The sequence below is a fragment of the Synechococcus sp. A15-24 genome (genome assembly GCF_014280195.1).
Classification (GTDB): domain Bacteria; phylum Cyanobacteriota; class Cyanobacteriia; order PCC-6307; family Cyanobiaceae; genus Parasynechococcus.
The window spans coordinates 2,034,262-2,058,242 of sequence record NZ_CP047960.1; the positions used below are offsets into that span (position 1 = coordinate 2,034,262).

A 23,981-nucleotide genomic window follows, 5' to 3' on the forward strand; every position below is an offset into this window, starting at 1 on the left:
AGGTCTGCCCCAGAGCGCGTTGAAGTCCGTAAGTTCTGATCGCATTCGGCCCTTTCCATGCGCCAGATCAACTTCGGCCTGATCTTCGGCTTCGGACTGATCACGGTGTTCTTCACCCTCGAAAACACCGCCCCTACCACCGTTCATGTTCTGCCCGGGATGAACTACACCCTGCCGCTGGCTGGCCTGTTGCTGCTGGTGTCGGGTGTTGGTGCAGTGTCCGCCTGGTTCTTCGCCGCTTGGACAGGGATGCTGAACAATGTGGAACGCATCACGCAGGCCAGCGAGTTTGAAGCGCAGCAGGTGCGCATCCAGGAACTCGAAACAGACCTGAACCGCTATCGCTCCACGGTGCAGACCCAGCTCGGCCTGCTGCCGGCCACCACGGTCAGCAGCAGCAGCAGCGAGGGGGCTGACAACAGCAGCGACGCCGCCTGATCCCAGTCTGCCAATGGCATCTGAGCTGAAGGACCGATACCTTCAGCTCAATCGGGATCACACGTGCCCCAGGTGGCCAGCCAAGAGAGTGCTGATGCAGGCGCCCGCCTGGCCATCCGCCTGCTGCAGGACGCAGCTGAACAGGGGGAGCTCGACCCCTGGGATGTGGATGTGATCGCCGTCGTGGACGGCTTTCTGGATCAGCTCCGCCAACGCATCGAGGTGCCACGGCAGGTGGCGGCCGCCCTCGATGGCCGCGGCGGCAGCTATGAACGTGAACTGGCGGACAGCAGTGAGGCCTTCCTGGCCGCCTCAGTGCTGGTGGGGTTGAAAGCCGAGGTGCTTGAAGCCAGCATTTTGCCGCCTCCTGTTGAGGTGGAGGAGCACATCGATGCCGAGTTCGACGCCCAGGGATGGCTGGACCAGAGCTTCGATCTGCCGCGTCGACCGGAACGTCATCTTCAACGCCGGCCTGTGGCCCCGCCGCCGTTGCGGCGGCCAGTCACCCTCGGCGAGCTGATCGAACAACTGGAATCCATCGCCGAGCACCTGGAAGCCGACGAGCTGGAAGCCCGCCGCCGCCAACGCAAGCGGCGCTTCAGCAACCGTGAAGCGATCGCTCAAGTGGCGGGCCTGGCCCACCGGGAAAAACTGCCAGAAACCACAGCAGCCCTGGGGGTTTATCTCAACAGCTGGGAGGACGCCCTGGACTGGATCGACTTTGAACGCTTGGTGCAGCGCTGGACCAGCGTGGCTCCAGGCGATCTGGACACCGATCGGGTGGGAGTCTTCTGGGCTCTGCTGTTTCTGTCCTCCCAGGGGGCGGTGGAACTGGAGCAGGAGGGCTGGTTGCATGCTCCCCTCCGGCTGAAACGGATCCCAGCCAGCGGCAGCTTCACTCAGCTCCCGATCACCCGGTTGGAGGTGCCAGATTCAGTGCCGACCCGAACCACGCAGGCGGCTTAAGGAGCGGTTTAATCTTCACCATCCTGTGATGTCAGAAACGCCGATGAAGGCGATGATCCTGGCGGCCGGAAAGGGAACGAGGGTCCAGCCGATCACCCATGTGATCCCCAAACCGATGATCCCGATCCTGCAGAAACCCGTGATGGAGTTTCTGCTCGAGCTTCTCAAGGAGCATGGCTTCAACGAGGTGATGGTGAACGTCTCCCACCTGGCTGAGGAGATCGAAAATTATTTCCGCGATGGGCAGCGCTTCGGCGTCGAGATCGCTTACAGCTTCGAAGGGCGCATTGAAGATGGCGAACTGATCGGCAGCGCCCTCGGTTCTGCTGGCGGACTGAAAAAAATTCAGGATTTTCAGAACTTTTTCGACGACACCTTTGTGGTGCTCTGCGGTGACGCTCTGATCGATCTCGACCTCACCGAAGCGGTTCGTCGCCACCGGGAGAAAGGTGCCCTGGCCAGCCTTGTCACCAAGCGCGTCCCCAAGGAACAGGTGAGCAGCTACGGCGTCGTGGTCACCGACGCTGAAGACCGGATCTCCCACTTCCAGGAAAAACCCAAGGTGGAAGAAGCCTTGAGTGACACGATCAACACCGGCATTTACATCTTCGAGCCGGGAATTTTCGATCACATCCCGTCGGGCGTGTCCTTCGACATCGGCTCGGACCTGTTCCCGAAACTGGCGGAGCTCGGGGCACCCTTCTATGCCATTCCGATGGATTTCGAGTGGGTGGACATCGGTAAGGTGCCCGATTACTGGCAGGCCATCCGCAGCGTTCTGCTGGGAGACGTGCGTCAGGTGGGCATTCCCGGTAAGGAGATTCAGCCAGGTGTTTACACCGGTCTGAACGTGGCCGCCAACTGGGACAAGATCAACGTGAGCGGTCCGGTCTACGTGGGAGGCATGACCAAGATCGAGGACGGTGCCACGATTGTTGGCCCAACGATGATCGGCCCCAGCTGCCACATCTGTGAAGGAGCCGTGATCGACAACTCGATCATCTTCGACTATTCGCGGATTGGAGCCGGTGTGCAGCTGGTGGAGAAGCTGGTGTTCGGTCGCTACTGCGTGGGCAAGGATGGCGACCACTTCGATCTTCAGGAAGCGGCGCTGGACTGGCTGATCACCGATGCGCGGCGACAGGACCTTGTGGAGCCCTCACCGCAGCAGAAGGCCATGGCGGAACTCCTGGGTACCGAGCTCACTCAGGCAGCCAGCTGACCGGCCCCGGCCTGATCAAGCACCAGGGGGATCCGTTCCTCAGCTTTGATCGCCATCAGATGAACCCCTTGGACAATCCCGAGGTACCGCTTCACCTGCTCCGCCGCGATCGCCACCCCCTCCATGGCGGGATTGTCTGCTGATTCCAACCGCAGGATCAGGTCTTCCGGGATGCAGGCACCCGGCACCACACGGTTGATGAAGCGGGCATTCTTGGCCGACTTGAGCAGAAACACACCCGCCAGAACCGGCAGGTTCAGCGGTCCCGCCAACTCAACCTGAAACCGCTCCAGTGCTGCAGGATCCATCACCATCTGGGTCTGCACAAAGCGAGCACCGGCTTCGTGTTTGCGATGCAAGCGGCGTTTCAGACCACTCCAGCTGCGCGACTGAGGATCTGCGGCACAGCCGGCGAACAGTTGCGTCGCACCATCCGGCAAAACAGCCTTCACGGGATCCTTCCCTTGGTTGAAGGCCGTCACCTGACGCAGCAGTTTCACCGATTCGAACTCATTCACCGGTCGGGCATCGGCCTGATCACCTGCCCGCACGGGATCACCCGTGAGACAGAGCAGGTTGTGGATGCCCAGGGCATGGGCTCCCAGCAGATCCGCCTGCAGCGCCAGACGATTGCGATCCCGACATGCCAGCTGCAACACAGGCTCCAGGCCTCGATCCAGCAGCAGACGGCAGACCGCCAGGCTGCTCATCCGCATTACCGCACGACTGCCATCGGTGACATTGACAGCATGCACCCGTCCCTTGAGCTGGTCCGCCATGGTCAGCGTGTGGGTGGGATCTCCCCCCCGGGGGGGCATCACCTCCGCCGTCATCGCCTGCTGACCGGACTCAATCGCGCGTTGGAGCGCCGTCGTCAAACCCTGAACTGCCGATGGGGCCCACTATGCAGGATCAGATCATTCGACGGGACTACCATGAGTCGAAAGGGTGGTTGAGGCCCATGTCCAGCAGCGATCCAAGCGATCCCCTCAACATTTCACTCTCGGCAAGGGAGATTGAGATCATTGAACTGGTGGCCGAGGGTCTCACCAATCAAGAAATCGCTGACCGGCTCACCATCAGCAAACGCACGGTGGATAACCACGTCAGCAACGTGTTCACCAAGACCGGCTCGAAAAACCGTGTAGCCCTGCTGAACTGGGCGATGGACAACGGCAAGATCTGCCGGGATGGCTTCAACTGCTGTGCCCTTCCAGATGCCGACGGCCCCGAATGATCACCCCGGGCTGAGCGGGCTCGGGGAGCTCCTGTAGGGAGCTTGGCGACAATTGGATTTTGAACAAGGCGGCGTATTCGACGCAGGCCTCCAAGCTGCTGCCAACAAAGCGCAGCATTCCTTCCCGGTCGTAAAGGCCCACCATCAGCGAGAAGCGCCTGCCTTCAAACCTAAAGGAAATCAAAAGAAGTTTCCAGGTCTGTTCAGGCGTAGCCGAAGGCCTGCCGTTCCACCCGAGGCCAATCCTGCAGCGGCCGCCTGGCCAATGCTGCATTGGACCAGCGCCCATCGCCTGTGATTTCATGCCCACACCATGACGGAATCTCAAGGGGTGTTTGCGCAGAAGGAAGCTCCACTTCCGCCAGCAGCAAGGGATCATTGCGTCCAGCGAAGTGGTCAACGACCCAGTCCCCACCAGCCAAGGAGAGGTCGTAGCGGGTCTTCTCCAGACGATGGGGGGCCAGGGTCCACAGCGACTCGGCATCCGCAACCGGAATGGCGTACTCGAACTCATGGCGCACCAACCCAATGGCATCGGCGGCTGCCTTGAGGTTGAGCCAGGCGGCTTCAGCCCCACGCAGACGAACGCGCACCGTGACGCCTTCGGCGCTGGCGGCCAGGTAGCCCTGGCGCAGTGGCTGGGGTTCTCCCGCCAGAGATCGCCAGCCCTCACCGGTCAACAAGAAGCGTCGTTCGATTTCGACAGCCATGGTTCGCTCAGTTGTGAGACGGCTGGGCCGCTGTCAGGCTTCCGGCCCAGTGCAGCTTGGAGGCCACGGTGCGGTAGTAGGAGGGGCTCTGGTTCAGTTGCACCATCTGGGCATGGTGGCGGGCTTGCTGCACCACGCAGCATTCGCCCGGTTCAAGCACCGTGCAGCCAACACCGTCCTTCCACAGTTTGATCCGATGATCACCGGCGCCTAAGGGCCAGATCACCAGACGGGCCCGCGGCGGGACCACCACCGTGCGGCTGGAGAGACTCATCGGACAGATCGGTGCCACCACAATGGCATCAATGCCCGGATGCAAAATCGGCCCCCCAGCCGCAAGTGCATAGCCCGTGGAACCGGTGGGAGTGGAGAGGATAAGTCCATCGCCGCGGATCTGGTCCACCACTTCCCCATCTATTTCCAATTCTAGGGTGCAGGTGGGTGAAATCTCATCGCGGTAGGCGCGCAGATAAAAGTCATTGAGCGCCCAGTGGTGCTCGTCATCGTCCTCGACATCAGGCTGCTGCAGTGGCGTCGATGCGTCCGCCCGCTCCTCGGCGCTTCGGCGATCCACCATCGCCTGAAGCATCATCCGCCGCTCCATGGCGTACTGATCATTGAGCAGCCGCTGCCAGATCTCATCCCCCCGCAGTACACGGCGGTCATGGGTGAGAAAGCCGAGATGCCCACCCACATTGATGCTGAGAATGGGGATGTCGTAGACGGCCAGGTGGCGGGCAGCCCCCAGGACAGTGCCATCGCCGCCCAGCACAACAGCTAGGTCAGGCAGTTGCTGCTGCGTCGCCAACAGGCCTGGGAATGGGTTAACGCGGGCTCCCGACATGGCAGTGGTCACATCGCTACCAAGAGCCTTGAGCTCTTTGGCGCACTGACGCGCTTCACGTTGAGCCGGCTGGCTGTCAGCCCGATAGATCACCCAGGCCCGATCGAGACGCATGGCCCCTGTGGATGGTTACCAGCGGAGCAGGTTGAACTGTTCCATATCGACGGTAACCCTGTTGCGATAAAGCGACAGCAAAATGGCCAGACCAACAGCGGCCTCTGCAGCAGCGACAGTAATCACAAACACAGCGAACACTTGCCCGCGGATCAGATCGCCATCGACATAAGACGAAAAGGCCATCAGATTGATGTTCACCCCATTAAGCATCAGCTCAATGCTCATCAGCACCCGCACAGCGTTGCGGCTGTTGATCAATCCCCAGACGCCGATGCAGAACAACATCGCGGCCACAAGCAGATAGGCCTGAAGCGAAGGGAGTTGAGAAAGAAGCTCGGTCATCGTTCAGGAATCAGGAAGAAGGCCGCTCAACCAGCAGCGGTGTACGGGATTTTTCGATCAGGCCCTGATCAGCGACTTCACCGGTCACAACATCCGTTGCCAGCACATCACGGCGAGCCAGGACGATGGCACCGATCATCGCCATCAGCAGCAGCACAGACGCCACCTCGAATGGCAACAGATAGTCGGTGAACAGGTGCTCACCGATGCGAGCAGTCGCCTCCTCTCCAACGGCAGCAGGGCCAGGCAGAGACCATGGGGTGGTGACCACAACGCGCACCAACAGAGCCAGAAGTCCCAGACAAACCCCGCCCGAAACAGCCCGTCGAACATTCAATCCAGCGATGGCCTTGAGGTCCTCTCGCTTGTTAACGAGCATGATCGCAAACAGGATCAACACATTGATCGCCCCCACGTAAACGAGGACCTGGGCCGCGGCGACAAAACTGGCGTTCAACAGCAGATACAGACCAGCCACTGCCATGAACACCCCTCCGAGAAGGAAGGCGGAGTACACGATGTTGCTGAGCAGAACGACCCCCAGGGCACCGGTCACCACGACCGCGGACAGCACCAGGAAACAGATCAGCTCAGTGGTGGTGGCAATGCTCATGCCTCGCCCTCCAGGGATTCACCGCTGGATTGTCCCTCATTCTTGGCAACAGCCTTTGCAGGAGGTGCCAGGGTTTCCAGCACCTGGGCTGGCAGCTGACCTGCACGGGGGCGATCTGCAGCGACGGCGTGGGGATCGATCTCACCGGCAGGCAGGTAAACCAACTCCTTCAAGGGACGCACCGAAGGATCAGTGGTGACACTGGTGGGCAGACGGCCCAGTGCCACGTTGTCGTAGTTGAGGCTATGGCGGTCGAAGGCCGACAGCTCGTACTCCTCGGTCATCGACAGGCAGTTGGTGGGACAGTACTCCACGCAGTTACCGCAGAAAATGCAGACTCCGAAGTCGATGGAGTAGTTGCGCAACTCCTTCTTCTTGGTGGCCTTGTTCATCACCCAATCGACCACGGGCAGGTTGATCGGACAGACCCGAACGCACACCTCACAGGCGATGCACTTGTCGAATTCGTAGTGGATCCGGCCGCGGTACCGCTCCGACGGAATCAGCTTCTCGTAGGGGTACTGCACCGTCACTGGACGGCGCTTCATGTGGTCGAAGGTGACCGAGAAGCCTTGCGCCAGGTTGCGGGCGGCATCCACGGCATCCCGCGTGTAGTCACCGACCTGTTTGAGAAATCCGAACATGGCGAGAAGCCTGGAAGAGAGCGAGAGTCAGGTCACCGAGTCCATGATGGCCGGTGCAGAACGATCCAGAGGGATCAACCGCCAAAAGCCACGGGGAACGCCAGTTTCAGTGCGGCGGTCACCAGGAGATTGACCAGAGACAAAGGAAGCAGGAATTTCCAGCCCAGATCCAACAGCTGGTCAATACGAACGCGGGGAGTGGTCCACCGCAGCAGGATGGCCACAAACACCAGCAGGTAGGCCTTCAGCACCGTCATCACGATGCCGACGGAACCCGTGATCACCTGAACCACCGGAGCATCGATCGGCTGGTTCAACCAGCCCGCCAGCCATTCCACGGGGATCGGAAAACCCCAGCCCCCGAGGTAGAGAACAGAAACCAGAACGGCCGAGAGCACCAGGTTGATGTAACCCGCTAAGTAGAAGAGAGCGAATTTCATGCCGGCGTACTCGGTCTGGTAGCCAGCCACCAGCTCCTCTTCAGCTTCGGGAAGATCGAAGGGAAGGCGTTCGCACTCGGCCAGGGCACAGATCCAGAAGATCAGGAAGCCCACGGGTTGGCGCCAGATGTTCCAGCTCAGGATGCCGGCGCCGGTTTGCTGACCGACGATGTCAACCGTGCTGAGCGAATTGCTCATCATCACGATGGCCAGCACCGCAAGCGCCAGGGGTATTTCGTAGCTGATCGACTGAGCTGCAGCCCGAAGACCACCGAGCAAGGAGTACTTGTTGTTGGAGGAGTAACCACTCATCAACAGGCCGATCGGCTGGATGCTGCTGAACGCGATCCACAGAAAAATGCCGACGCCGACATTGCTGATCAGCAGGTTCTGACCAAAGGGGATGATCAGCCAGGAGATGATCACGGGGATCACCACCAACACGGGGCCGAGGGTGAACAGGAGGCTGTCGGCCCGTGCCGGAATGATGTCCTCCTTCACCAGCAGCTTGAGGCCGTCGGCGAGAGGCTGCAGCACACCAAGGGCACCGGCGTATTCAGGACCGATCCGCTGCTGCACCGCCGCTGAGATTTTGCGTTCGAGCCAAACCGACACCAGCACGCCGACCACGGCGGCCACCAGCACCAGCAGCATCGGAAGAGGCAGCCAGAGCAGCCTTGCGGCCTGTTCTGACAGGCCAAATCCCTGCAGCGCCTGGCTGAAACTCAGTTCAAGGTCCAGTCCCGGACTCACCATGGTGTCGACTGAAGTGCCTGCAACTTAAGCGGCCGGAGCGGTGACACGCTCATCCATGGGCATCCACGCGCGTGGCTGTGAGCCCGAATAGATCTGAGAGGGCCGGAAAATGCGATTGGCCCCGAGCTGCTCCCGCCAATGGGCCAGCCAGCCAGCCACGCGTGCGATGGCGAACACCGGCGTGAACAAATCCCTGGGAATGCCGAGCTTGCAGTAGACGAGGCCTGAATAGAAATCGACGTTGGGGTAGATGCCCTTGGGCCCGAGGCGAGACTCCGCCTCCCGCTCGATCGCCACCGCCACGTCGTAGAGCTCATCGTGGCCAAAGCGGGCGAACATCTCCTCCACCAAGGCCTGAAGAATCACCGCACGGGGATCCTTCACCTTGTATTCACGGTGGCCGAAGCCCATGATCTTGCGCTTGGCCGCCATGGCCTCATCGAGATAGGCGCCGGCGTTCTCAGGGGTTCCCACCTCTTCCAGCATCGCCAGCACATCTTCATTGGCTCCCCCATGCAGAGGTCCGGCAAGGGTGCCCACCGCCGAGGCCACCACGGCGTAGGGATCGGTGAGTGTGCTCGCGGTGACGCGGGCGCTGAAGGTGCTGGCGTTGAGGCTGTGCTCGGCGTGAAGCATCAGGCAACGGTCGAAGATGCGCGCCGCCAGAGGATCCGGCTCACGCTCGGTGAGCATGTAGAGGAAATTGGCGGAGTAGGCCAGGTCGTCGCGGGGCTGAATCGGATCCTGGCCCTTCCGAATCAGCTGGAAGGCCGCAACCATCGTGGGGATCTTGGCGATCAGCCGCACCACCGCGTCATACACGTACTGCGGATCGTCGATGGCCCGACGGGAATAGAACAGCCCCAGGGATGCTGCGCTGGATTGCAGCGCATCCATCGGATGCCCACTGGCAGGAAAGCACTTCATCATGTCCCGCACCCGGAAGCTCACCCGCCGGTGCATCTGTACGGCGTGCTCGAACTCCGCCAGCTGATCGCGGCTGGGTAGCTCCCCCCAGATCAGCAAAAAGGCTGTCTCCAGGAAGCAGCTGTTGGCCGACAGATCCTGCATTGGGTAGCCGCGGTAGGTCAGCAGCCCCTGCTCGCCATTGATGTCACAGATCGCGGACTGGGTGGCCGGCACACCATCCAGACCGGGTCGTAGTTCGATGCCTGTCCGCGCATGGCGCAGGTCCCCTGACTGCTGCTGAGCCACCGCCACGTCGTTGCTGCTGGCAAACCTAAGCCGGCCGGCTCAGAATCCCAGGCTACCCAGCAGTAGTTTCGGCCGCAGCAGTCCCTCGAGCGTCCAGCCCCCAGGCCCGAACCGAAGCTGCACCACTCCGGCCTTTCGGATCCGCAGGGATCCAGGCGGCAGCCCCAGCAGGTCACAGGCCAGCAAGCCAAGGTCCGGCTCATGGCCCACCAGGGCAACGCAACCGCTGTGGTCGTTGAGCACCTCAGCGACAGGTCCGCCGGGGCAGAGCCGCTCGTCACTGTCCAGCACAGGGGCCAGGCCGGCCTGCAGTGCGATCTGTGCTGTCTCCAGCGCCCGGTCATAAGGACTGGTGACCAACCGATCCAGCCGCAGACCACCCGCCACCAGTGCCTCCATCACCCCCTGGGTGCGGCGGCGACCCTTCGCCGTCAGCGGCCGATCGACGGCATCTCGCCCCTCAAACCGTTCCACGGCAATGCCGTGGCGCAGCAGCACCAGCTCAACCAAGCTCGAGTCGGGCATGCAGGGGAAGAACGGACCGGCCTTCATCTTGACGATCGGTCTCCAGGCTGAGGCTGAGCCCCTGGATCCGTGGCTGGAGGGTCTGTCCAGCCATGGCCTGCAGCAAGGTCCAGGGCTGCCAGTCCGCCAGCACGGTACGGGCCGGTTTGGAAGCCAGCATCAACGAATGGGCCGGGGTGGACTTGAGGTGACTGAGGTTGCGCCATTGCTGAAGGCGTGGTTCCAGAGCCCGACTGTCCTGCCGCTGCAGAAGTGATGGCAGGGTTTCACCCCACCAATCGCGATCGCGATCGGCGGATCGCGCCACCGCGAGGCTGGCGTCCACACCAGCGCTGCGGCCCCGTTGCCGCTTCAGACGGGTCCATACCTGAATCGCTTCACCATCACCGCTCAGATCGGACTGGGCCAGACCCTGGGCCTTGAGCTGGTCGTCCACCGCTGACAGTTCAGGCTGGCCATGGCTTGTGGCCAGCAGCCAGCCCTCGGGCTGTTGCTGCAGCAACAACGGGCCATCATCGAGCTCCAGCAGAGCCAGGGCCGCCGGCTGTTGCGCAAGGTGCCGCTTGAGCACGGGGCCCAGCCACTGCGCTAGGGGATGGAGCTCATCCGGATCGAGCAGACGGCGTGGGTCCTGCAGCTGAGCCATCAGGCTGGCGCGACCGCCTGAACCCGCTACCAGATCCTGCTGAACAGCCCATGGTGCGGCCTCGATCCGCTCCTGCCAGCGCAGCCGGCCCTCCACAAGCAGATCAGCGTTGTCCGCCTGCAGGGCAGCCACCATCCCCTCCAGCCCGCTCAGGGCCGATGGCAGCTCAAACCACCGCCGCAACGCATTAGGGGATGCCGTGATCAATGCCATCCCATGGCCCAGCTCGGCAATGTCCCGCCCCAGCTGCTCATCCCCGAGCTGATGCTGCTGCTGCAGCTGAGACACATCCAGAGCTCGCTCCAATACCCCCCTCCCGGAGGCCAACAGCACCAGGTCATCGTCAATCAGGGCCGTCGCCAGAGGCTGCGGGTCCCGTCCCACCAGAGCACCACGACCACTGATCAGTCCCATGCCGCGGTAACTGCTGATCTGCAGATCGGTGCCCGCCAGGCTGCGGGTCTGCCAAAAGCGCTGCAGAAAGCGACGGGCCCCATCGCTGTCCGTGCTCGTCAACCCCAGCACCCAACCCGGCGTATCACTGGCATCCAGCAGGGTGAGGCTGAGGTCCGGCCCAACCCAGCTGGCGAGTTCAGCGTCGAAATCAAGCCCCGCCAACGCGAAGGCACCATCACGCCACTGACGCATCCCGTCCCGGGCTGTCCGCCGCTGCCGCGGCGGCGCCACAGCCTGGGCGTAGGCCGGAAGACTCGCACTGTCGGCCAGCCAATGCACGGACAGGGCAGCATCACGGGGAACAAAACGGGCCGCTCGCGGCAGTTGCAGCGGTTGATCAACCAGGTGCAGCGGACTGCGCCGTTCCAGCCCCCAGAGCAAGCCGGTGGTCACCAGCACCAGGGAGAGCAGGGCAGCGGCCAGGGCCGTCAGAAAGGAGCGGGCCTGCATGGGCCTGCAGTGTCGGATGACGTCATCTTTATCCATCACCGCAGAATGGCGCCATGGAACCGCTCACCCCACGACCGATTCAGGCCCGGGATCTGCAGTCCTGGCTGCAGGACGACCGCCCCGATCCCCTGCTGGTGGACGTTCGGGAGGACGCCGAACTGGATCTGGCCCGCTTCCCTGCGGACGTGTTGCATTGGCCTCTGAGCCGCTCCGACGCCTGGCTGGAGTCCGTACCGCAACAGTTGGCGGATGGCAGACCGGTGGTGGTGATCTGCCATGCGGGCGTGCGCAGCCTCCATCTCGGACTGTGGCTGCTGCAACAGATGCCGGAGCTGGAGGTGTGGAACCTTGAGAGGGGAATTGATGCCTGGAGTGTGCACGTGGATTCGTCGGTTCCCCGTTACTGATGAAACCGCTGTCCGCCCGGCAACAACAGGTGCTGCAGGCCACGGTGCACCACTACGTGGACACGATGGAACCGGTGGGCAGCCGCACGCTGGTGCAGCGCTTCAGCATTCCCGCCAGCTCCGCCACGGTCCGTTCGGCCATGGGTGCCCTGGAGAAACGGGGTCTGCTGACCCAGCCCCACACTTCAGCGGGCCGCATCCCCAGCGCCCTGGGTTACCGCCATTACGTGGACGACCTGCTGCCGGAACCGGGGGTGGCTGTGCAGCACCTCGAACGGGAACTCACAGGCCTGAGCCTGCGCTGGGCAGCACTGGACGACCTGTTGCAGCAACTGGCCCGGCGCCTGACCGACTTCACCGGGCTGATGAGCCTGATCACCCGCCCGCAGCAACCCCGCGCACAGCTGGAGGCCATCCGCCTAGTGCAGAGCGGTGATCGGCTGCTGGTGATGCTGGTGGAGGACAGCGGCCGCGCCAGCCACCTCAACCTGCGCCTTCCGCCCGGTGCCGGTGACGAACTGACGGCCATGGAGCGCTGGACCGATCAGCAATTGGAAGACGGCAGCATCAACTGGCGGTCTTTGCCACCCCAGCTGCAACGCAGCGGCGACGTGCTGCGCAGCGCACTGGACCATCCATCGATGTCACCCGAGACGCCCCTCGTGGTGCATGGCCTCTCAAGGCTGGTAGGCGAGCCGGAATTCCACAGCACCTCAGAGCTGCGGCCACTTCTTGAGCTGATTGATGACCAACCCTGTGCCGTGGTGAGTGCCACCGATCAACCGGCCGTCTGGATCGGGGAGGAGCATCCGCAGAAGGCCCTGCAAGCCTGTTCGGTGGTCCAGGCCCCCTACCGCTGCGGCCAGGAAGGGGTGGGTCAGGTGGCGTTGGTGGGTCCGATGCGGATGGCTTACGCCACCTCTCACGCCGCCGTGCGACGGGTGGCCCGCCACCTCGACCTGCTGCTCAACTGAGCCGAATCAGAGCTGATCACCCAGCTTTTCAGCCACGGTGTTGACGTCTTTATCGCCACGACCGGAGCAGTTGATCACCACCTCGCTGCCGTCGGGCAAGGTGGGGCAGAGCTGCTCCAGCCAGGCGAAGGCATGGGCAGTCTCCAAGGCTGGAATGATGCCCTCCAGCTCGCTGGCCAGACGCAGGGCATCCAGGGCCTGCTGGTCGGTGACAGCGCCGTACTCAGCCCGTCCGATCTCGCGCAGATAGCTGTGCTCGGGACCCACGCCGGGGTAATCGAGACCAGCGCTGATGGAGTGGGCTTCCTGCACCTGGCCGTCGGAGTCCTGGAGCAGCAGGCTCATGGCGCCATGGAGCACCCCGGCGCGGCCTTCGGTGATCGTGGCGGCATGGCGACCGGTGGCCACGCCATCACCGGCGGCCTCGACACCGATCAAACGGACATTGGTGCATTCCACGAAGGGGTGGAACAGCCCCATGGCATTGGAGCCACCGCCCACGCAGGCCATCAGCACATCCGGCAGGCGCCCGAAGGCCTCGCGGCACTGCTGACGGGCTTCCTGACCGATCACGGCATGGAAATCCCGCACGAGCATGGGGTAGGGATGCGGGCCAGCAACGGAACCGAGGATGTAGTGGGTGGATTCCACGTTGGTGACCCAGTCGCGGATCGCTTCGCTGGTGGCGTCCTTGAGGGTGGCGGTGCCGGCCGTGACCGGTTGAACCTTGGCCCCTAGCAGGCGCATGCGGAACACATTGAGGGCCTGACGGCGCATGTCCTCAGCGCCCATGTAGATCACGCACTCGAGGCCGAAACGAGCGCAGACGGTGGCGGTGGCCACACCGTGCTGGCCAGCGCCGGTTTCCGCAATGATCCGCTTCTTGCCCATGCGCAGGGCCAGTAACGCCTGACCAAGGGCGTTGTTGATCTTGTGGGCTCCGGTGTGATTCAGGTCCTCACGCTTCAGCCAGATGCGGGGGCCGCCATCGGCGCGGCGGTAATGGGCCGTGAGGCGTTCAGCCTCATACAGAGGTGTGGCCCGACCGACGTAGTTCTTCAGTAGCCGGTTGAGTTCTGCGGTGAAAGCTGGGTCGTTCCAGGCCTGGGCCGCCGCCTGCTCCAGCTGCGCCAGGGCCGGCATCAGGGTCTCCGGGACGTACTGCCCACCGAAGCGACCGAAGCGTCCGTGGGCTCCTGGACGCACAGACGGTTGCAGGCTGGCGGGATCCGGAGTGCTGGCGTTCGGCAGGGTGCTGGTCACAGGGGATCCACAGCGAGAGCGTCGACTCAGGGTAGGCAGACGCGCTGCAGGCAGGATGGATCCGATCGCACCGAGTTGGATGCCGAAAGGCGGCTGGCAGGAATTCAGCAGCGCTGACAGCCTGCAGCGCCCGGCCGCACCGGCGGCCAGCACCCCCAAAGCGCAGCAGATGGTGCGGGTGCAGCCCACCCGTGGCGGCAAGGGCGGCAAAACCGTGACGGTGATCCGGGGGCTGGAGCTGGACGCAGCTGGGTTCAAGGCCCTGCTTAAGAAACTGAAAACCAGGATCGGCAGCGGCGGCACCGCCAAGGACGGCGTGATCGAACTGCAGGGGGATCAGGTGGCGCTGGCCCTGGACCTGCTGACCAAGGAGGGCTACAGCCCAAAGCGCGCTGGTGGTTAAGGGAGAATGGCTTCCACTTCAGCCCGTGCCCATGTCCGCCAGCCCCACCTACGGAGAGCTCACCAACCAGGGGGCGTCTACCAACATCGCCTGGCACCAGGCTTCGGTGGATCGGGCTGCACGGGCTGAGCAGCGCGGTCATAGCAGCGCCATCCTCTGGTTCACCGGCCTTTCCGGGTCCGGCAAAAGCACCTTGGCCAATGCCGTCAACGCTGCCCTGTTCCAACGGGGCCTGGCGACCTATGTGCTGGATGGCGACAACGTGCGCCACGGCCTCTGCAAGGACCTGGGCTTTTCCGATGCCGATCGCGAAGAGAACATCCGTCGCATCGGCGAGGTGGCCAAGTTGTTTCTGGACTCCGGCGTCATCGTGCTGACGGCCTTCGTGTCCCCCTTCCGCGCCGACCGGGACAAAGCCCGCGCCTTGGTGGACGACGGTGATTTCATCGAAATCCACTGCGCCGCGGATCTGGAGGTCTGCGAATCACGCGATCCCAAGGGTCTCTATGCCAAGGCTCGTGCCGGCCAGATCAAGGAATTCACCGGCATCTCCAGCCCCTACGAAGCGCCAGAGGCCGCAGAACTCAAGATTGACACCGGCACCCAGGAGCTCGCCGAATCGGTTGATCTGGTGATCAAGGCGCTGCAGGAACGGGGGGTGATTCCGGCGGTTTGACGCCGGTCCTGGCTGCATCAGCCAAGCTTTTGACGCAACTGGCCACCGGCACCGCCAGCAGCAGACCCAACAGATCGCCCACACCGAGGATGGCCCCAAGCCGGGAGCCGATCGGCAGGGCGATCAACAACCAGGCCGGCTGCAACCCCACGATGCTGCCCATCAGTCGCGGTTGGATCACCTGATCCACGATCTGGCCGACGACGATGGCCGCCGCCAGCAGCTCGATTCCGGTGCGGGGGTCCTGAACGCCCAGCACAGCGCTGACGAACACGATGGTCAGGGCACTGGCGTAGGGAATCAACGTAGTGAAGCCGATCAGCACGGCGAAGAGCACGCCGTAGGGGATCTCCAGCACGGTGAACACCACCAGTTGTCCAGCGCTGAGGATCAGGGCCAGCACCACCTGACCGGCGAAATAGCCACGGAAGGTGCGATCCAGCGTCGAGCCCACCAATCCACGCCACCGGGGCGGCAGCCACTGCAGCAAGCCCGCGGCGATCGAGTCGGCGCCAAGCAGCAGAAATACCGCCAGCACCAGGATTATCAGCACATTGATCGTGGTGCCCACCGTGGCCCCGAGAATCCCCAGAAGCCGTTGGCTGAACTGGGTCGCCACCCGACTGATCTGGGAGATCAGATCACTGCTGAGGTCGGCAAAGTCCGCGGGTAAACCATGATCGAGTGCCCAGGACTGCCCTTGGTTGATCCAGGCTTCAGCCGCAGCAAGCAGTGCCGGCGAGGCGCTGATCAGCTGACTGAGCTGCGCAACCAACAGCGGCACCAGCTCCACGGCCGCCAGCACCAGCAGACCCACGGTGAGCAGCATCACCATGGTTATCGAGCCGATGCGCGAGAGGCCTCGGCCCATCAGCCAGCGGCAGGGCAGGTCGAGCAGAAACGCGATCAAAGCTGCCGTCAGGAACAGACCGGGAAACGGGGCGAACTGCACCAACACCCGTTTGAGCACAAAGGCGTTCAACCCCAGCAGCGGCAGCACCAATCCGAGACGCAGCCAGGCCGGCCAGGAGGTCATCGCGTTGAGGTTCAGGGGGTCGACATGCCGTCGAGATAAGCCGTGCTGCCGAGATCGAGCAGACGGGCATCCTTGGCCGCCACTGCATCGTGCAACCTGCGGCGGTAGTCCGCCAGTCGGGCCGCCAGGGCCACGTCTGCCACCGACAGGATCTGAGCAGCCAGCAATCCTGCATTGAGGCCACCGCCGATGGCCACCGTGGCAACGGGAATGCCACCGGGCATCTGAACGATCGAGTGCAGCGAATCCACACCAGAGAGGGCGCGACTTCGGACGGGAACACCGATCACCGGCAGGGTGGTGAGGGCCGCCACCATCCCCGGCAGATGGGCAGCACCACCAGCTCCGGCCACGATCACACCGAATCCTTCAGAGCGGGCCGCCTGGGCAAACGCCACCATTTCCAGCGGGGTGCGATGGGCCGACAACACCCGCACCTCCACCTGAACCCCCAGCTCCCGCAGGATCGCCGCGGCCGGTTCCATGGTCGGCAGATCAGAATCACTGCCCATCACCACAGCCACGCGGGGAAGAACTGTCGTCACGAGAAAGACCGGCAAGACTGTCATCGTCTCCCGCGGCGGCCCAGGCGGCCAGACCTGATGCGACGGATCACCGATGTGCGTCTGCCCGCACCCCTCGGCAGCGAGACGAAGCGACCCCATTGGATCGGCCTCAACGACGAGGGCCGCATCGTTGAGATCCAGCCCCAGATCGCAGGTGAAACCTGCCCTGGCTCCAGTTGGCACGGCGATTGGCTGAGCCCCCGCAGCGTTGACCTGCAGATCAACGGTGGGCTCGGCCTGGCCTTCCCGGAACTGAGCGCGGCAGATCTGCCGCGGCTGATCGCGCTGCTGGAGCTGCTCTGGGCTGATGGAGTCGAGGCCATCGCCCCGACCCTGGTGACTTGCGGCATCGCCCCGCTTCGCCAGGCCCTGGCGGTGTTGCACCAGGCGCGGCTGCAGCACCAACCGGGCCGCTGCCGATTGCTGGGCGCCCATCTGGAGGGCCCCTTCCTGGCGGAAGCCCGCCGCGGTGCCCATCCGATCGAGCACCTCGCAACCCCCAGCCTGGAGGCGTTGGAGCAACGGATCAGGGGATTTGAATCAGAGATCGCCCTAGTGACCCTGGCGCCGGAGCTCGCGGGGGCCGACGTGTTGATCAGCGCCCTGCGCCAACGGAACATCACCGTGGCCCTGGGCCACAGTGCCGCCAAAGCAGAACAGGCGGGGCAGGCTTTTGAGCAGGGCGTGGGGATGCTCACCCATGCCTTCAATGCCATGCCAGGCCTGCACCACCGGGCACCGGGACCACTGGGGGAAGCCTGCCGCCGCGGGGACATCGCCCTGGGCCTCATCGCCGACGGGGTGCACGTCGCTCCGACGATGGCGGTGCTGCTGCAACGGCTGGCGCCGGAACAGGTGGTGCTGGTGAGCGATGCCCTGGCCCCCTACGGCCTGGCGGATGGTGAGCATCGCTGGGACGAACGGGTGCTGTTGGTGCAGAACGGCACCTGCCGGCTGGAGGACGGCACCCTGGCGGGAGTGACCCTGCCGCAGCTGGAGGGGGTGAAACGGCTGGCGGCCTGGAGCGGCGCAGCAGGCGCGGCGATCTGGGGAGCCACGGTCGCACCACGACGGGTGATCGGCACCGCTGGGGCCTTGAACGACGCGCTGTTGGGCCAGCAGCTGACCAACCTGCTGCGCTGGAGCCAACGCGAGGGGGAACTCCACTGGGGCTGCGCTGCTTAAGATCCCGCCGAACACGACCCACCTTCGATGGCCCCCGATCAACTGCTGGAGCAGAAACAGGCCGAGAAGCAGGAGGTGAAGGGCTACTTCGAGACCACGGGTTTCGATCGCTGGAATCGCATCTACAGCGAAAGCGATGACGTGAACAAGGTGCAGCGCAACATCCGCATTGGCCACCAGAAAACCGTGGATGAAGTGCTGGCCTGGATCAAGTACAGCGGTGAGCTCAACGACGTGAGCTTCTGCGATGCCGGCTGCGGGGTCGGCAGCCTCAGCCTGCCGTTGGCCGAAATGGGGGCCGGTTCGATCAGCGCCAGCGACATCTCCGAAGCGATGGCGCAGGAGGCGGACCGCCGCGCCCGCGCTGCTGGTCTGGACATGGGCAAGCTGAACTTCTTCGCCAGCGATCTGGAAAGCCTCAGCGGCTCCTTCCACACGGTGTGCTGCCTGGATGTGTTCATCCACTACCCCCAGCAACCAGCCGAGGAGATGGTGAAACACCTCTGCAGCCTCACCGAGCAGCGCCTGATCGTGAGCTTTGCGCCGTACACCCCTCTGCTGGCGCTGCTGAAGGGCATCGGCCAGCTGTTCCCCGGCCCCAGCAAAACCACCCGGGCATACACCTTGAAAGAAGAGGGCATCGTGAAAGCGGCGGAAGCCTGTGGCTTCAAGCTGGTGCGCCGCAGCCTGAACAAAGCACCATTCTACTTCTCGCGGTTGATCGAATTCCGCAAGGCCTGATCTCCCTCAACTGAGGGATCCACCTGGAGTGTTGTCTCCCCCAAGTGAGGGAGACCCGAAAGCTGCCAGGCATGCAGCCGATAGCCCCCATCGCCAGGGGTTGCCGTCGCCGAAATCTCCCGGTTGAGCAAATAGAGCGGATCCCCCAGCAGCGGGCTGCCCAGCTGTGCCAGATGAATGCGGATCTGATGCGGTCGGCCTGTGGTGATCGTCACCTGCAAGCGATCGCCCTCAGCCGTTCGCTCCAAAAGCTCCAGCTCGGAACGAGCTGTGAGGCGTTTGCGGATCGGCTCCTGCTTGAGCGGTTCCGGCCCCCAGACCCAACCCAGCAGAGGATGCTGCCGCTCCACCACATCATTGGTGACCGTCAGGGTCTGCCCCTGCTCCAAACCCGGCACCCGCTGGGCCCAGGCCTGATACACCTTGCGGCAGCTGCCCTCTGGCCTGAACTCTTTGGACAACGACGCGCGGGTCATCGGATCCCGAGCACACACCTGCAAGCCGGAGGTGAACCGCCCCAACCGATGCACCGGCCGCGCACCGGTGGGCTCCAACAGTGCCGTAAGCGTGTGGAGCAGAAAACCACCGCCGGGCATCACCGGCAGACCCGAAGGCTTGTTGATCACCAGCAGATCGCCGTCGTCATGGATCGTCTCCCATTGATCGGGGATCGCCTCCTCCAGCCAGGGAGGACGACGCCAGAGGACTGCTTCACCGCCAGCCAGCCGCCGATCCTCCGTCAAGCGTTGCCCATTGCAATCCAGTTCGCCGGAATGGATTCTTTGCCGCCAGACCTCTCCAGCGGAATGCTGATAGCGCTCCGCCAGCCAACAACTCAACCAAGTACCAGCTGCCCCTACCGGCACTCGGTCGCGATACGTCCAGCCGTCGTTGAACGCCGCTGGCTTCAAGTCACCAGACGGTGCTCCAGCGCATAGCGCACCAGCTCCGTGCGACTGGAGGTGCCGGTCTTGTTGAACAGGCGACTCACGTACTTCTCCACATTGCGGATCGACGTCTCCAGCTGACGGGCGATCTCTTTGTTCATCAATCCTTCCGCCACCAGCTGCAGCACACTCGCCTCCCGTGGGGTGAAGCTATGCACCACCGGCTCCTTCGAGGGCAGGGCCTCGGCCTGAGCCAGCAAGGAGCGGATCTCGGTGATCTGCTTCGCCATCTGGCCCATATCCGTATCCGCAAAGCGGGCCGCCTCCTGCAACAACCGCTGCTGTCGCTGGGCCACGTTGCGCACCCGCGCCACCAGTTCATCCGGATCGAACGGCTTGGGGATGTAGTCATCCACGCCGGCCAGGTAACCCTGGGTGCGGTCCGCCGTCATGCCCTTGGCGGTGAGGAAGATCACCGGCGTGCCGCCGAGGCGTTCATCGGCCCGGAGCTTTTTCAGCAGCCCGTAGCCATCCAACCGCGGCATCATCACGTCGCTGATCACCACATCCGGCAGCATCTGCTGCGCCTTGCTGAAACCTTCCTCTCCATCCACCGCCGTGGTCACCTCAAAACCCTCGTCCTCGAGGTAAGCCTGCACCGCCGTGCGCAGCCCAGGCTCGTCATCCACCAGCAGCAGCCGCGGTACCGGAGGAGGAGCCTCCTGCTCGTCGGTGCTGGGAAGGGGCGTATCGGTCATGGCCGGAATCGCTCTTCTGAAAGCCTATGGACGGGGAGACTTCGGAGCCAGTGCGGGTAACTGCTGCTGACGTTCGGGAATCAGGGTCGAATAGCCCAGATCCAGGGCCTTCTGGCGCAGGCTGGCAGGCTCGGTTCCCGCCACTTCGGGAACACAGGCTGCCCACCACACCAGGTGATCCTCACGGTTGGTGTCGCTCACGGGACCACCCGGATTGAGATTGCGCACGTAAACCGCCGTGGACGTCCGTTTGACGCGCAGGGGATTGGCGGCACTGCAGTTCACAGACTCGAAGTAGATGTTCAGATCATTCGGCAGTTCCTCCCAGATCTTGTACTGCCGCACTTTCGGATCAGCGGCGCTGGGTTTGATTGCATAGATGCCGATGGTGCGGAGACCTCCGGCATCAGGCTTTTGGATCAGGACGGTGAGATCTGCGGGGCGGGAGTTCTTCATCTGCTCCAACACCTCCTTGCGATCAATGGCAGCCGCCCCCATCGGGACCAGCAACAGCGCCAGGCCGGTCCAAGCCGTCGGGAATCGCAGACCCATGCAGTGATCAACAACGTGGCCCAGCATGATCGCAACAGCGTGAATCAACCAGCTGCCGCGCCGTCTTCTCGACTTTGACTACCAAGCCACCACGCCCTGCGCCGCGGAGGTGGTGGAGGCGATGGCGCCCTACTGGAGCGAGGATTGGGGCAATCCCTCCAGCCGTCAGCACCGGCTGGGCCTGACCGCTTCAGCGGCGGTGAACCTGGCGCGGCGGCAGATCGCGGATGCGCTGGCGGTGACGCCACAGCAACTGGTGTTCACCAGTGGTGCCACCGAAGCCAACAACCTGGCCTTGCTGGGCCATGCCCGGGCCAAGGGCAGCGGCCATCTGATCAGCGTGGCCACCGAACATCACGCCGTGCTCGATCCGCTCCAACAACTGCAGCGGGAGGGTTTCAGCGTCACCCTGCTGACCCCAGGCCCCGAGGGGCTGATCACCCCTGAGCAGCTAAGGCAGGCGATCACCCCCGAGACGCAGCTGGTGAGCGTGATGGCGGCCAACAACGAAATCGGGGTGCTCCAACCCCTAACGGCCCTGGCCGCGGTGTGCCGCGACCACGGAGTCACCCTTCACAGCGACGCCGCCCAGGCCTTCGGTCATATCCCTCTGGAACCAGATGCCATGGGGGTTGACCTGATGAGCCTCAGCGCCCACAAGCTCTATGGCCCCAAAGGCGTTGGCGCCCTGGTGATCCGAGACGGAATTGCCCTGCAACCCCTTCAATGGGGTGGTGGCCAGGAAGCGGGACTCAGGGCGGGCACCTTGCCCACGGCCCTGATTGTCGGCTTCGCTGCCGCCGTGCAGCTGTCCATGCAAGACCGAGAGCAACGCCAGCAGCGATTGGCGTCGCTGCGTGACCAACTCTGGGCTGATCTGCAGCGCAAGATCCCTGACGTGCGCTTGAACGGAGCCCTGGCCCCAAGGCTTGCCCACAACCTCAACATCACCCTGCCCGTGGTGAGCGGCAGCCGCCTGCAGCGCGCCCTCAAGCCCCAGCTCAGCTGCAGCAGTGGCTCCGCCTGCAGCAACGGCGCCCCGTCCCACGTGCTGCAAGCACTTGGTCGCTCACGCGCCGACGCCGAAGCATCCCTTCGCCTGAGCCTGGGCCGCGACACCACGGCAGACGACATCCATCAAGCGGTCACTGCCATCGGTGATGCCGTCGCTGCAGTCCAGAGCTGAACTATCTACCCTCCGATCGATTGATCAGGATTCATGAGCAATCAGGCCGAGCTTTCCGTTGGCACCGCCATCCAAGACGGCTGGAGTGCCTTTCGCCTGGCCCCGTGGGCCTTCGTTGGCTTTGTGCTTCTGAGCTCGCTGCTGGCCCAGTTGGCCAATCTGATTCCCCTGCTGGGCGCTCTGGTGGCAACGCTGGTGAACCTGTGGGGCGGTGTTGGCCTGATCCGCGGCTCCTGGATCGCTCTGGGGGGCACTGCCCCTCGCTTTGAAGATTTCACCCGCTGGAACGGGGCTGCCCTCTGGCGTCTGTTCAGCCGGCAGCTGGTGCTTGGCCTGCTGCTGCTGCCCATCGCCCTGGTGGTGATCGTCGTGGCCCTCAATGCCGCCGATGCCTGGACGGTGTTCGCTCCGCTGATAAATCTGGCGCTGACGGTTGACCCAAGCGATCCGCAGCTGGCGCACGCCGGCAGTGCCGCCGCCCTGGAGCTGGCCCTCAATTTCAGCCGCAGCCCCCTGGCCTTGCTGACAGTCGCGATCGGCTGGCTGTTCGCCACTTACATCCAGGTGAATCAGAGCTTCCTCGGATTCATTGCCCTGCTGGAGTGCCGTAACCCGATCGCCACGATTCAACGGGGCATCACCGTGGTGCAGGGTCAGTGGTGGCAGGTGTTCGGCCTGTTGATCCTGCAGGTGGTGATCCTGCTGCTGGGGGTGTTGGCCTGTGTGGTGGGTCTAGTAGCTGCTGCTCCGGTGTGCGTGTGCATCACAGGCGCCGCTTATCGACAACTGTTCGGCCAGGAGGACCCAGCCGGCCTGCTCAAGGATCAGTGACCCTGCGGGCCAAACGCCATTTGGCGCTGCGACTACGGGGGTTCACCTCCTCTTCCTCCTCTGTCGCGACCACAGGTTTGCGGGTGATCCGTTCCAACCGATCGTCCCGGAGAAACGCTGTTTTCACACGTCGATCTTCCAGCGAATGGAAGCTGATGATCCCCACCAGCCCACCCGGCTCCAGCCAGTCGGGGGCCTGCAGCAGCAGGCGATCCAGCACCCCCAGCTCATCATTCACTGCAATTCGCAGGGCCTGAAAGGTGCGAGTGGCGGGGTGAATCCTTCCGCGGCGTGCCTTGGGCGGATAGCAACCGGCCACGGCATAGGCCAAGGCCGCAGTGCCGGAATAGGCCCCCTGCGCCGCCAGATCGGCTTTAATCCGCCGGGCGATGCGGCGCGACAACCGCTCCTCTCCACAGCCGTAAATCAGATCCGCCAGCTCGTTTTCCTCCAGGCGGTCAATCATCTCCGCCGCCGTTTCCCCATCACCTGTGGCATTCATCCGCATGTCCAGGGGCCCGTCCAGACGGAAGCTGAAGCCCCGCTCTGCCACATCCAGCTGGGGGCTGCTCACCCCCAGGTCCGCCAGCACCATCAGCGCCGGTTCCGGCGGGGTGTACTCCGCAAAATTGGTGGCGATGATGCTGACCCGATCTCCGAACGGTGCCAGGCGCTCAGCAGCGGCAGCCCGGGCCGTCGCGTCCTGATCCAGGCCGACCAGCCGCAGGCCGGGATGCTGTTCCAGCAACAGGGCGCTGTGGCCGCCGCCGCCAAGGGTGGCGTCGATCAACAGCCCCTCAGAACGGGGCAACTGGCGGCCTGCGTCCACCACCGCCTCCGCCAATACCGACACATGGCTGAACAACGGCACAGGCCCGCGGCGAGGACTACCTAA

At 63.6% G+C, this 23,981-nt stretch carries 29 protein-coding genes; 12 read left to right on the forward strand and 17 right to left on the reverse strand.

Features of this window, described 5'->3' with window-relative positions:
• Positions 1-57 precede the first annotated feature (57 nt).
• From SynA1524_RS11515 to SynA1524_RS11525, 3 genes are all read left to right on the forward strand, one after another.
• Positions 58-438 (forward strand): lipopolysaccharide assembly protein LapA domain-containing protein, encoded by a 381-nt coding sequence (locus tag SynA1524_RS11515; protein WP_186498073.1) that lies wholly within the window; start codon positions 58-60, stop codon positions 436-438.
• Positions 439-501: 63 nt separating this feature from the next.
• Positions 502-1,404, forward strand: a complete 903-nt coding sequence (locus SynA1524_RS11520) for a segregation/condensation protein A (RefSeq protein WP_186498081.1) — start codon at positions 502-504, stop codon at positions 1,402-1,404.
• Between the two features lie 43 nt (positions 1,405-1,447).
• A complete protein-coding gene (locus tag SynA1524_RS11525) occupies positions 1,448-2,626 on the forward strand; it encodes a nucleotidyltransferase family protein (protein ID WP_186499632.1) in 1,179 nt (392 codons plus the stop codon).
• On the opposite strand, the gene SynA1524_RS11530 is transcribed toward SynA1524_RS11525, so the two are convergent.
• Positions 2,611-3,504, reverse strand: a complete 894-nt coding sequence (locus SynA1524_RS11530) for a methylenetetrahydrofolate reductase (protein WP_186498083.1) — start codon at positions 3,502-3,504, stop codon at positions 2,611-2,613. The genes SynA1524_RS11525 and SynA1524_RS11530 overlap by 16 nt on opposite strands.
• Before the next feature lie 83 nt (positions 3,505-3,587).
• Between SynA1524_RS11530 and pedR the strand changes: the two genes are divergently transcribed.
• Positions 3,588-3,863 carry a photosynthetic electron transport-dependent transcriptional regulator PedR gene (gene pedR / locus SynA1524_RS11535; RefSeq protein WP_011129121.1) on the forward strand — a complete coding sequence of 92 codons (276 nt, stop codon included), beginning with the start codon at positions 3,588-3,590 and terminating at the stop codon, positions 3,861-3,863.
• A 203-nt stretch (positions 3,864-4,066) separates the two neighbouring features.
• Here pedR and SynA1524_RS11540 read toward each other — a convergent pair whose 3' ends face one another.
• The 9 genes from SynA1524_RS11540 to SynA1524_RS11580 form a co-directional block, all read right to left on the reverse strand.
• Positions 4,067-4,573: a CYTH domain-containing protein gene (locus SynA1524_RS11540; protein ID WP_186498085.1), complete on the reverse strand. Its 507-nt coding sequence runs from the start codon at positions 4,571-4,573 to the stop codon at positions 4,067-4,069.
• 7 nt (positions 4,574-4,580) lie between these two features.
• The gene (locus SynA1524_RS11545; RefSeq protein ID WP_186498087.1) at positions 4,581-5,531 is read right to left on the reverse strand and encodes an NAD(+) kinase; all 951 of its coding nucleotides are present in this window, start codon (positions 5,529-5,531) and stop codon (positions 4,581-4,583) included.
• A 15-nt stretch (positions 5,532-5,546) separates the two neighbouring features.
• Entirely contained in the window at positions 5,547-5,876 is a 330-nt protein-coding gene (gene nuoK, locus SynA1524_RS11550) for an NADH-quinone oxidoreductase subunit NuoK (protein WP_186498089.1), read from the reverse strand.
• A gap of 10 nt (positions 5,877-5,886) precedes the next feature.
• Complete coding sequence (locus SynA1524_RS11555; RefSeq protein WP_186498091.1) at positions 5,887-6,489, reverse strand: NADH-quinone oxidoreductase subunit J; 603 nt, start codon at positions 6,487-6,489, stop codon at positions 5,887-5,889.
• The gene (ndhI, locus tag SynA1524_RS11560) at positions 6,486-7,133 is read right to left on the reverse strand and encodes an NAD(P)H-quinone oxidoreductase subunit I (protein ID WP_186498094.1); all 648 of its coding nucleotides are present in this window, start codon (positions 7,131-7,133) and stop codon (positions 6,486-6,488) included. Before ndhI ends, SynA1524_RS11555 begins: the two co-directional genes overlap by 4 nt.
• A gap of 74 nt (positions 7,134-7,207) precedes the next feature.
• Positions 7,208-8,326: an NADH-quinone oxidoreductase subunit NuoH gene (nuoH, locus tag SynA1524_RS11565; RefSeq protein ID WP_186499633.1), complete on the reverse strand. Its 1,119-nt coding sequence runs from the start codon at positions 8,324-8,326 to the stop codon at positions 7,208-7,210.
• Positions 8,327-8,353: 27 nt separating this feature from the next.
• Complete coding sequence (locus tag SynA1524_RS11570) at positions 8,354-9,544, reverse strand: citrate synthase (RefSeq protein ID WP_186498096.1); 1,191 nt, start codon at positions 9,542-9,544, stop codon at positions 8,354-8,356.
• A 39-nt stretch (positions 9,545-9,583) separates the two neighbouring features.
• Positions 9,584-10,069: a SixA phosphatase family protein gene (locus tag SynA1524_RS11575; protein WP_186498098.1), complete on the reverse strand. Its 486-nt coding sequence runs from the start codon at positions 10,067-10,069 to the stop codon at positions 9,584-9,586.
• On the reverse strand, positions 10,047-11,621 hold the full coding sequence (locus SynA1524_RS11580) for a DUF3352 domain-containing protein (protein WP_353616557.1): 1,575 nt from the start codon (positions 11,619-11,621) through the stop codon (positions 10,047-10,049). Before SynA1524_RS11580 ends, SynA1524_RS11575 begins: the two co-directional genes overlap by 23 nt.
• Positions 11,622-11,674: 53 nt before the next feature.
• Here SynA1524_RS11580 and SynA1524_RS11585 point away from each other — a divergent pair, with 53 nt between their 5' ends.
• Complete coding sequence (locus SynA1524_RS11585) at positions 11,675-12,028, forward strand: rhodanese-like domain-containing protein (RefSeq protein ID WP_186498102.1); 354 nt, start codon at positions 11,675-11,677, stop codon at positions 12,026-12,028.
• Positions 12,028-13,002 carry a heat-inducible transcriptional repressor HrcA gene (hrcA, locus tag SynA1524_RS11590; protein ID WP_186498104.1) on the forward strand — a complete coding sequence of 325 codons (975 nt, stop codon included), beginning with the start codon at positions 12,028-12,030 and terminating at the stop codon, positions 13,000-13,002. Before SynA1524_RS11585 ends, hrcA begins: the two co-directional genes overlap by 1 nt.
• A 6-nt stretch (positions 13,003-13,008) precedes the next feature.
• Here hrcA and trpB read toward each other — a convergent pair whose 3' ends face one another.
• Positions 13,009-14,265: a tryptophan synthase subunit beta gene (trpB, locus tag SynA1524_RS11595; RefSeq protein WP_186498106.1), complete on the reverse strand. Its 1,257-nt coding sequence runs from the start codon at positions 14,263-14,265 to the stop codon at positions 13,009-13,011.
• A gap of 79 nt (positions 14,266-14,344) precedes the next feature.
• On the opposite strand from trpB, the gene SynA1524_RS11600 reads away from it, so the two are divergent.
• Entirely contained in the window at positions 14,345-14,668 is a 324-nt protein-coding gene (locus tag SynA1524_RS11600; RefSeq protein WP_186498108.1) for a translation initiation factor, read from the forward strand.
• 31 nt (positions 14,669-14,699) lie between these two features.
• On the forward strand, positions 14,700-15,344 hold the full coding sequence (gene cysC / locus SynA1524_RS11605) for an adenylyl-sulfate kinase (RefSeq protein WP_186498110.1): 645 nt from the start codon (positions 14,700-14,702) through the stop codon (positions 15,342-15,344).
• Here cysC and SynA1524_RS11610 read toward each other — a convergent pair.
• Complete coding sequence (locus SynA1524_RS11610) at positions 15,304-16,380, reverse strand: AI-2E family transporter (protein WP_186498112.1); 1,077 nt, start codon at positions 16,378-16,380, stop codon at positions 15,304-15,306. The two genes, cysC and SynA1524_RS11610, sit on opposite strands and share 41 nt — an antisense overlap.
• Before the next feature lie 11 nt (positions 16,381-16,391).
• Positions 16,392-16,949 carry a 5-(carboxyamino)imidazole ribonucleotide mutase gene (gene purE, locus SynA1524_RS11615; RefSeq protein WP_186498114.1) on the reverse strand — a complete coding sequence of 186 codons (558 nt, stop codon included), beginning with the start codon at positions 16,947-16,949 and terminating at the stop codon, positions 16,392-16,394.
• 33 nt (positions 16,950-16,982) lie between these two features.
• Here purE and SynA1524_RS11620 point away from each other — a divergent pair, with 33 nt between their 5' ends.
• Entirely contained in the window at positions 16,983-18,131 is a 1,149-nt protein-coding gene (locus SynA1524_RS11620; protein WP_186498116.1) for an amidohydrolase family protein, read from the forward strand.
• Positions 18,132-18,158: 27 nt separating this feature from the next.
• Positions 18,159-18,872 (forward strand): magnesium protoporphyrin IX methyltransferase, encoded by a 714-nt coding sequence (gene bchM / locus SynA1524_RS11625; protein WP_186498118.1) that lies wholly within the window; start codon positions 18,159-18,161, stop codon positions 18,870-18,872.
• Here the strand turns inward: bchM and SynA1524_RS11630 are convergent.
• Genes SynA1524_RS11630 through SynA1524_RS11640 form a run of 3 tightly spaced genes read right to left on the reverse strand, consistent with a single transcriptional unit; the run spans position 18,836 to position 21,069 of the window.
• Positions 18,836-19,783 carry a pseudouridine synthase family protein gene (locus SynA1524_RS11630; protein ID WP_186498120.1) on the reverse strand — a complete coding sequence of 316 codons (948 nt, stop codon included), beginning with the start codon at positions 19,781-19,783 and terminating at the stop codon, positions 18,836-18,838. The two genes, bchM and SynA1524_RS11630, sit on opposite strands and share 37 nt — an antisense overlap.
• Positions 19,780-20,517: a response regulator transcription factor gene (locus tag SynA1524_RS11635; protein WP_186498122.1), complete on the reverse strand. Its 738-nt coding sequence runs from the start codon at positions 20,515-20,517 to the stop codon at positions 19,780-19,782. Before SynA1524_RS11635 ends, SynA1524_RS11630 begins: the two co-directional genes overlap by 4 nt.
• Before the next feature lie 24 nt (positions 20,518-20,541).
• Positions 20,542-21,069, reverse strand: a complete 528-nt coding sequence (locus SynA1524_RS11640; RefSeq protein ID WP_286188587.1) for a hypothetical protein — start codon at positions 21,067-21,069, stop codon at positions 20,542-20,544.
• A 121-nt stretch (positions 21,070-21,190) separates the two neighbouring features.
• Here SynA1524_RS11640 and SynA1524_RS11645 point away from each other — a divergent pair, with 121 nt between their 5' ends.
• On the forward strand, positions 21,191-22,255 hold the full coding sequence (locus SynA1524_RS11645) for a cysteine desulfurase family protein (protein WP_502707897.1): 1,065 nt from the start codon (positions 21,191-21,193) through the stop codon (positions 22,253-22,255).
• Positions 22,256-22,288: 33 nt separating this feature from the next.
• Positions 22,289-23,086, forward strand: a complete 798-nt coding sequence (locus SynA1524_RS11650; RefSeq protein ID WP_186498126.1) for a hypothetical protein — start codon at positions 22,289-22,291, stop codon at positions 23,084-23,086.
• On the opposite strand, the gene rsmH is transcribed toward SynA1524_RS11650, so the two are convergent.
• Positions 23,073-23,957, reverse strand: coding sequence for a 16S rRNA (cytosine(1402)-N(4))-methyltransferase RsmH (rsmH, locus tag SynA1524_RS11655; RefSeq protein WP_186498128.1), 885 nt, complete (start codon positions 23,955-23,957; stop codon positions 23,073-23,075). The genes SynA1524_RS11650 and rsmH overlap by 14 nt on opposite strands.
• Between the last annotated feature and the right edge of the window lie 24 nt (positions 23,958-23,981).

What these genes read in the sequence shown, in the direction of transcription:
- SynA1524_RS11515 (WP_186498073.1), top strand. Translation starts at nt 58, where the DNA reads ATGCGCCAGATCAACTTCGGCCTGATCTTCGGCTTCGGACTGATCACG.
- SynA1524_RS11525 (WP_186499632.1), top strand. Translation starts at nt 1,448, where the DNA reads ATGAAGGCGATGATCCTGGCGGCCGGAAAGGGAACGAGGGTCCAGCCG.
- pedR (WP_011129121.1), top strand. Translation starts at nt 3,588, where the DNA reads ATGTCCAGCAGCGATCCAAGCGATCCCCTCAACATTTCACTCTCGGCA.
- SynA1524_RS11540 (WP_186498085.1), bottom strand. Translation starts at nt 4,573, where the DNA reads ATGGCTGTCGAAATCGAACGACGCTTCTTGTTGACCGGTGAGGGCTGG.
- SynA1524_RS11545 (WP_186498087.1), bottom strand. Translation starts at nt 5,531, where the DNA reads ATGCGTCTCGATCGGGCCTGGGTGATCTATCGGGCTGACAGCCAGCCG.
- nuoK (WP_186498089.1), bottom strand. Translation starts at nt 5,876, where the DNA reads ATGACCGAGCTTCTTTCTCAACTCCCTTCGCTTCAGGCCTATCTGCTT.
- SynA1524_RS11555 (WP_186498091.1), bottom strand. Translation starts at nt 6,489, where the DNA reads ATGAGCATTGCCACCACCACTGAGCTGATCTGTTTCCTGGTGCTGTCC.
- ndhI (WP_186498094.1), bottom strand. Translation starts at nt 7,133, where the DNA reads ATGTTCGGATTTCTCAAACAGGTCGGTGACTACACGCGGGATGCCGTG.
- SynA1524_RS11575 (WP_186498098.1), bottom strand. Translation starts at nt 10,069, where the DNA reads ATGCCCGACTCGAGCTTGGTTGAGCTGGTGCTGCTGCGCCACGGCATT.
- SynA1524_RS11580 (WP_353616557.1), bottom strand. Translation starts at nt 11,621, where the DNA reads ATGCAGGCCCGCTCCTTTCTGACGGCCCTGGCCGCTGCCCTGCTCTCC.
- SynA1524_RS11585 (WP_186498102.1), top strand. Translation starts at nt 11,675, where the DNA reads ATGGAACCGCTCACCCCACGACCGATTCAGGCCCGGGATCTGCAGTCC.
- hrcA (WP_186498104.1), top strand. Translation starts at nt 12,028, where the DNA reads ATGAAACCGCTGTCCGCCCGGCAACAACAGGTGCTGCAGGCCACGGTG.
- SynA1524_RS11600 (WP_186498108.1), top strand. Translation starts at nt 14,345, where the DNA reads ATGCCGAAAGGCGGCTGGCAGGAATTCAGCAGCGCTGACAGCCTGCAG.
- cysC (WP_186498110.1), top strand. Translation starts at nt 14,700, where the DNA reads ATGTCCGCCAGCCCCACCTACGGAGAGCTCACCAACCAGGGGGCGTCT.
- SynA1524_RS11610 (WP_186498112.1), bottom strand. Translation starts at nt 16,380, where the DNA reads ATGACCTCCTGGCCGGCCTGGCTGCGTCTCGGATTGGTGCTGCCGCTG.
- purE (WP_186498114.1), bottom strand. Translation starts at nt 16,949, where the DNA reads ATGACAGTCTTGCCGGTCTTTCTCGTGACGACAGTTCTTCCCCGCGTG.
- SynA1524_RS11620 (WP_186498116.1), top strand. Translation starts at nt 16,983, where the DNA reads ATGCGACGGATCACCGATGTGCGTCTGCCCGCACCCCTCGGCAGCGAG.
- bchM (WP_186498118.1), top strand. Translation starts at nt 18,159, where the DNA reads ATGGCCCCCGATCAACTGCTGGAGCAGAAACAGGCCGAGAAGCAGGAG.
- SynA1524_RS11635 (WP_186498122.1), bottom strand. Translation starts at nt 20,517, where the DNA reads ATGACCGATACGCCCCTTCCCAGCACCGACGAGCAGGAGGCTCCTCCT.
- SynA1524_RS11640 (WP_286188587.1), bottom strand. Translation starts at nt 21,069, where the DNA reads ATGGGTCTGCGATTCCCGACGGCTTGGACCGGCCTGGCGCTGTTGCTG.
- SynA1524_RS11645 (WP_502707897.1), top strand. Translation starts at nt 21,191, where the DNA reads ATGGCGCCCTACTGGAGCGAGGATTGGGGCAATCCCTCCAGCCGTCAG.
- SynA1524_RS11650 (WP_186498126.1), top strand. Translation starts at nt 22,289, where the DNA reads ATGAGCAATCAGGCCGAGCTTTCCGTTGGCACCGCCATCCAAGACGGC.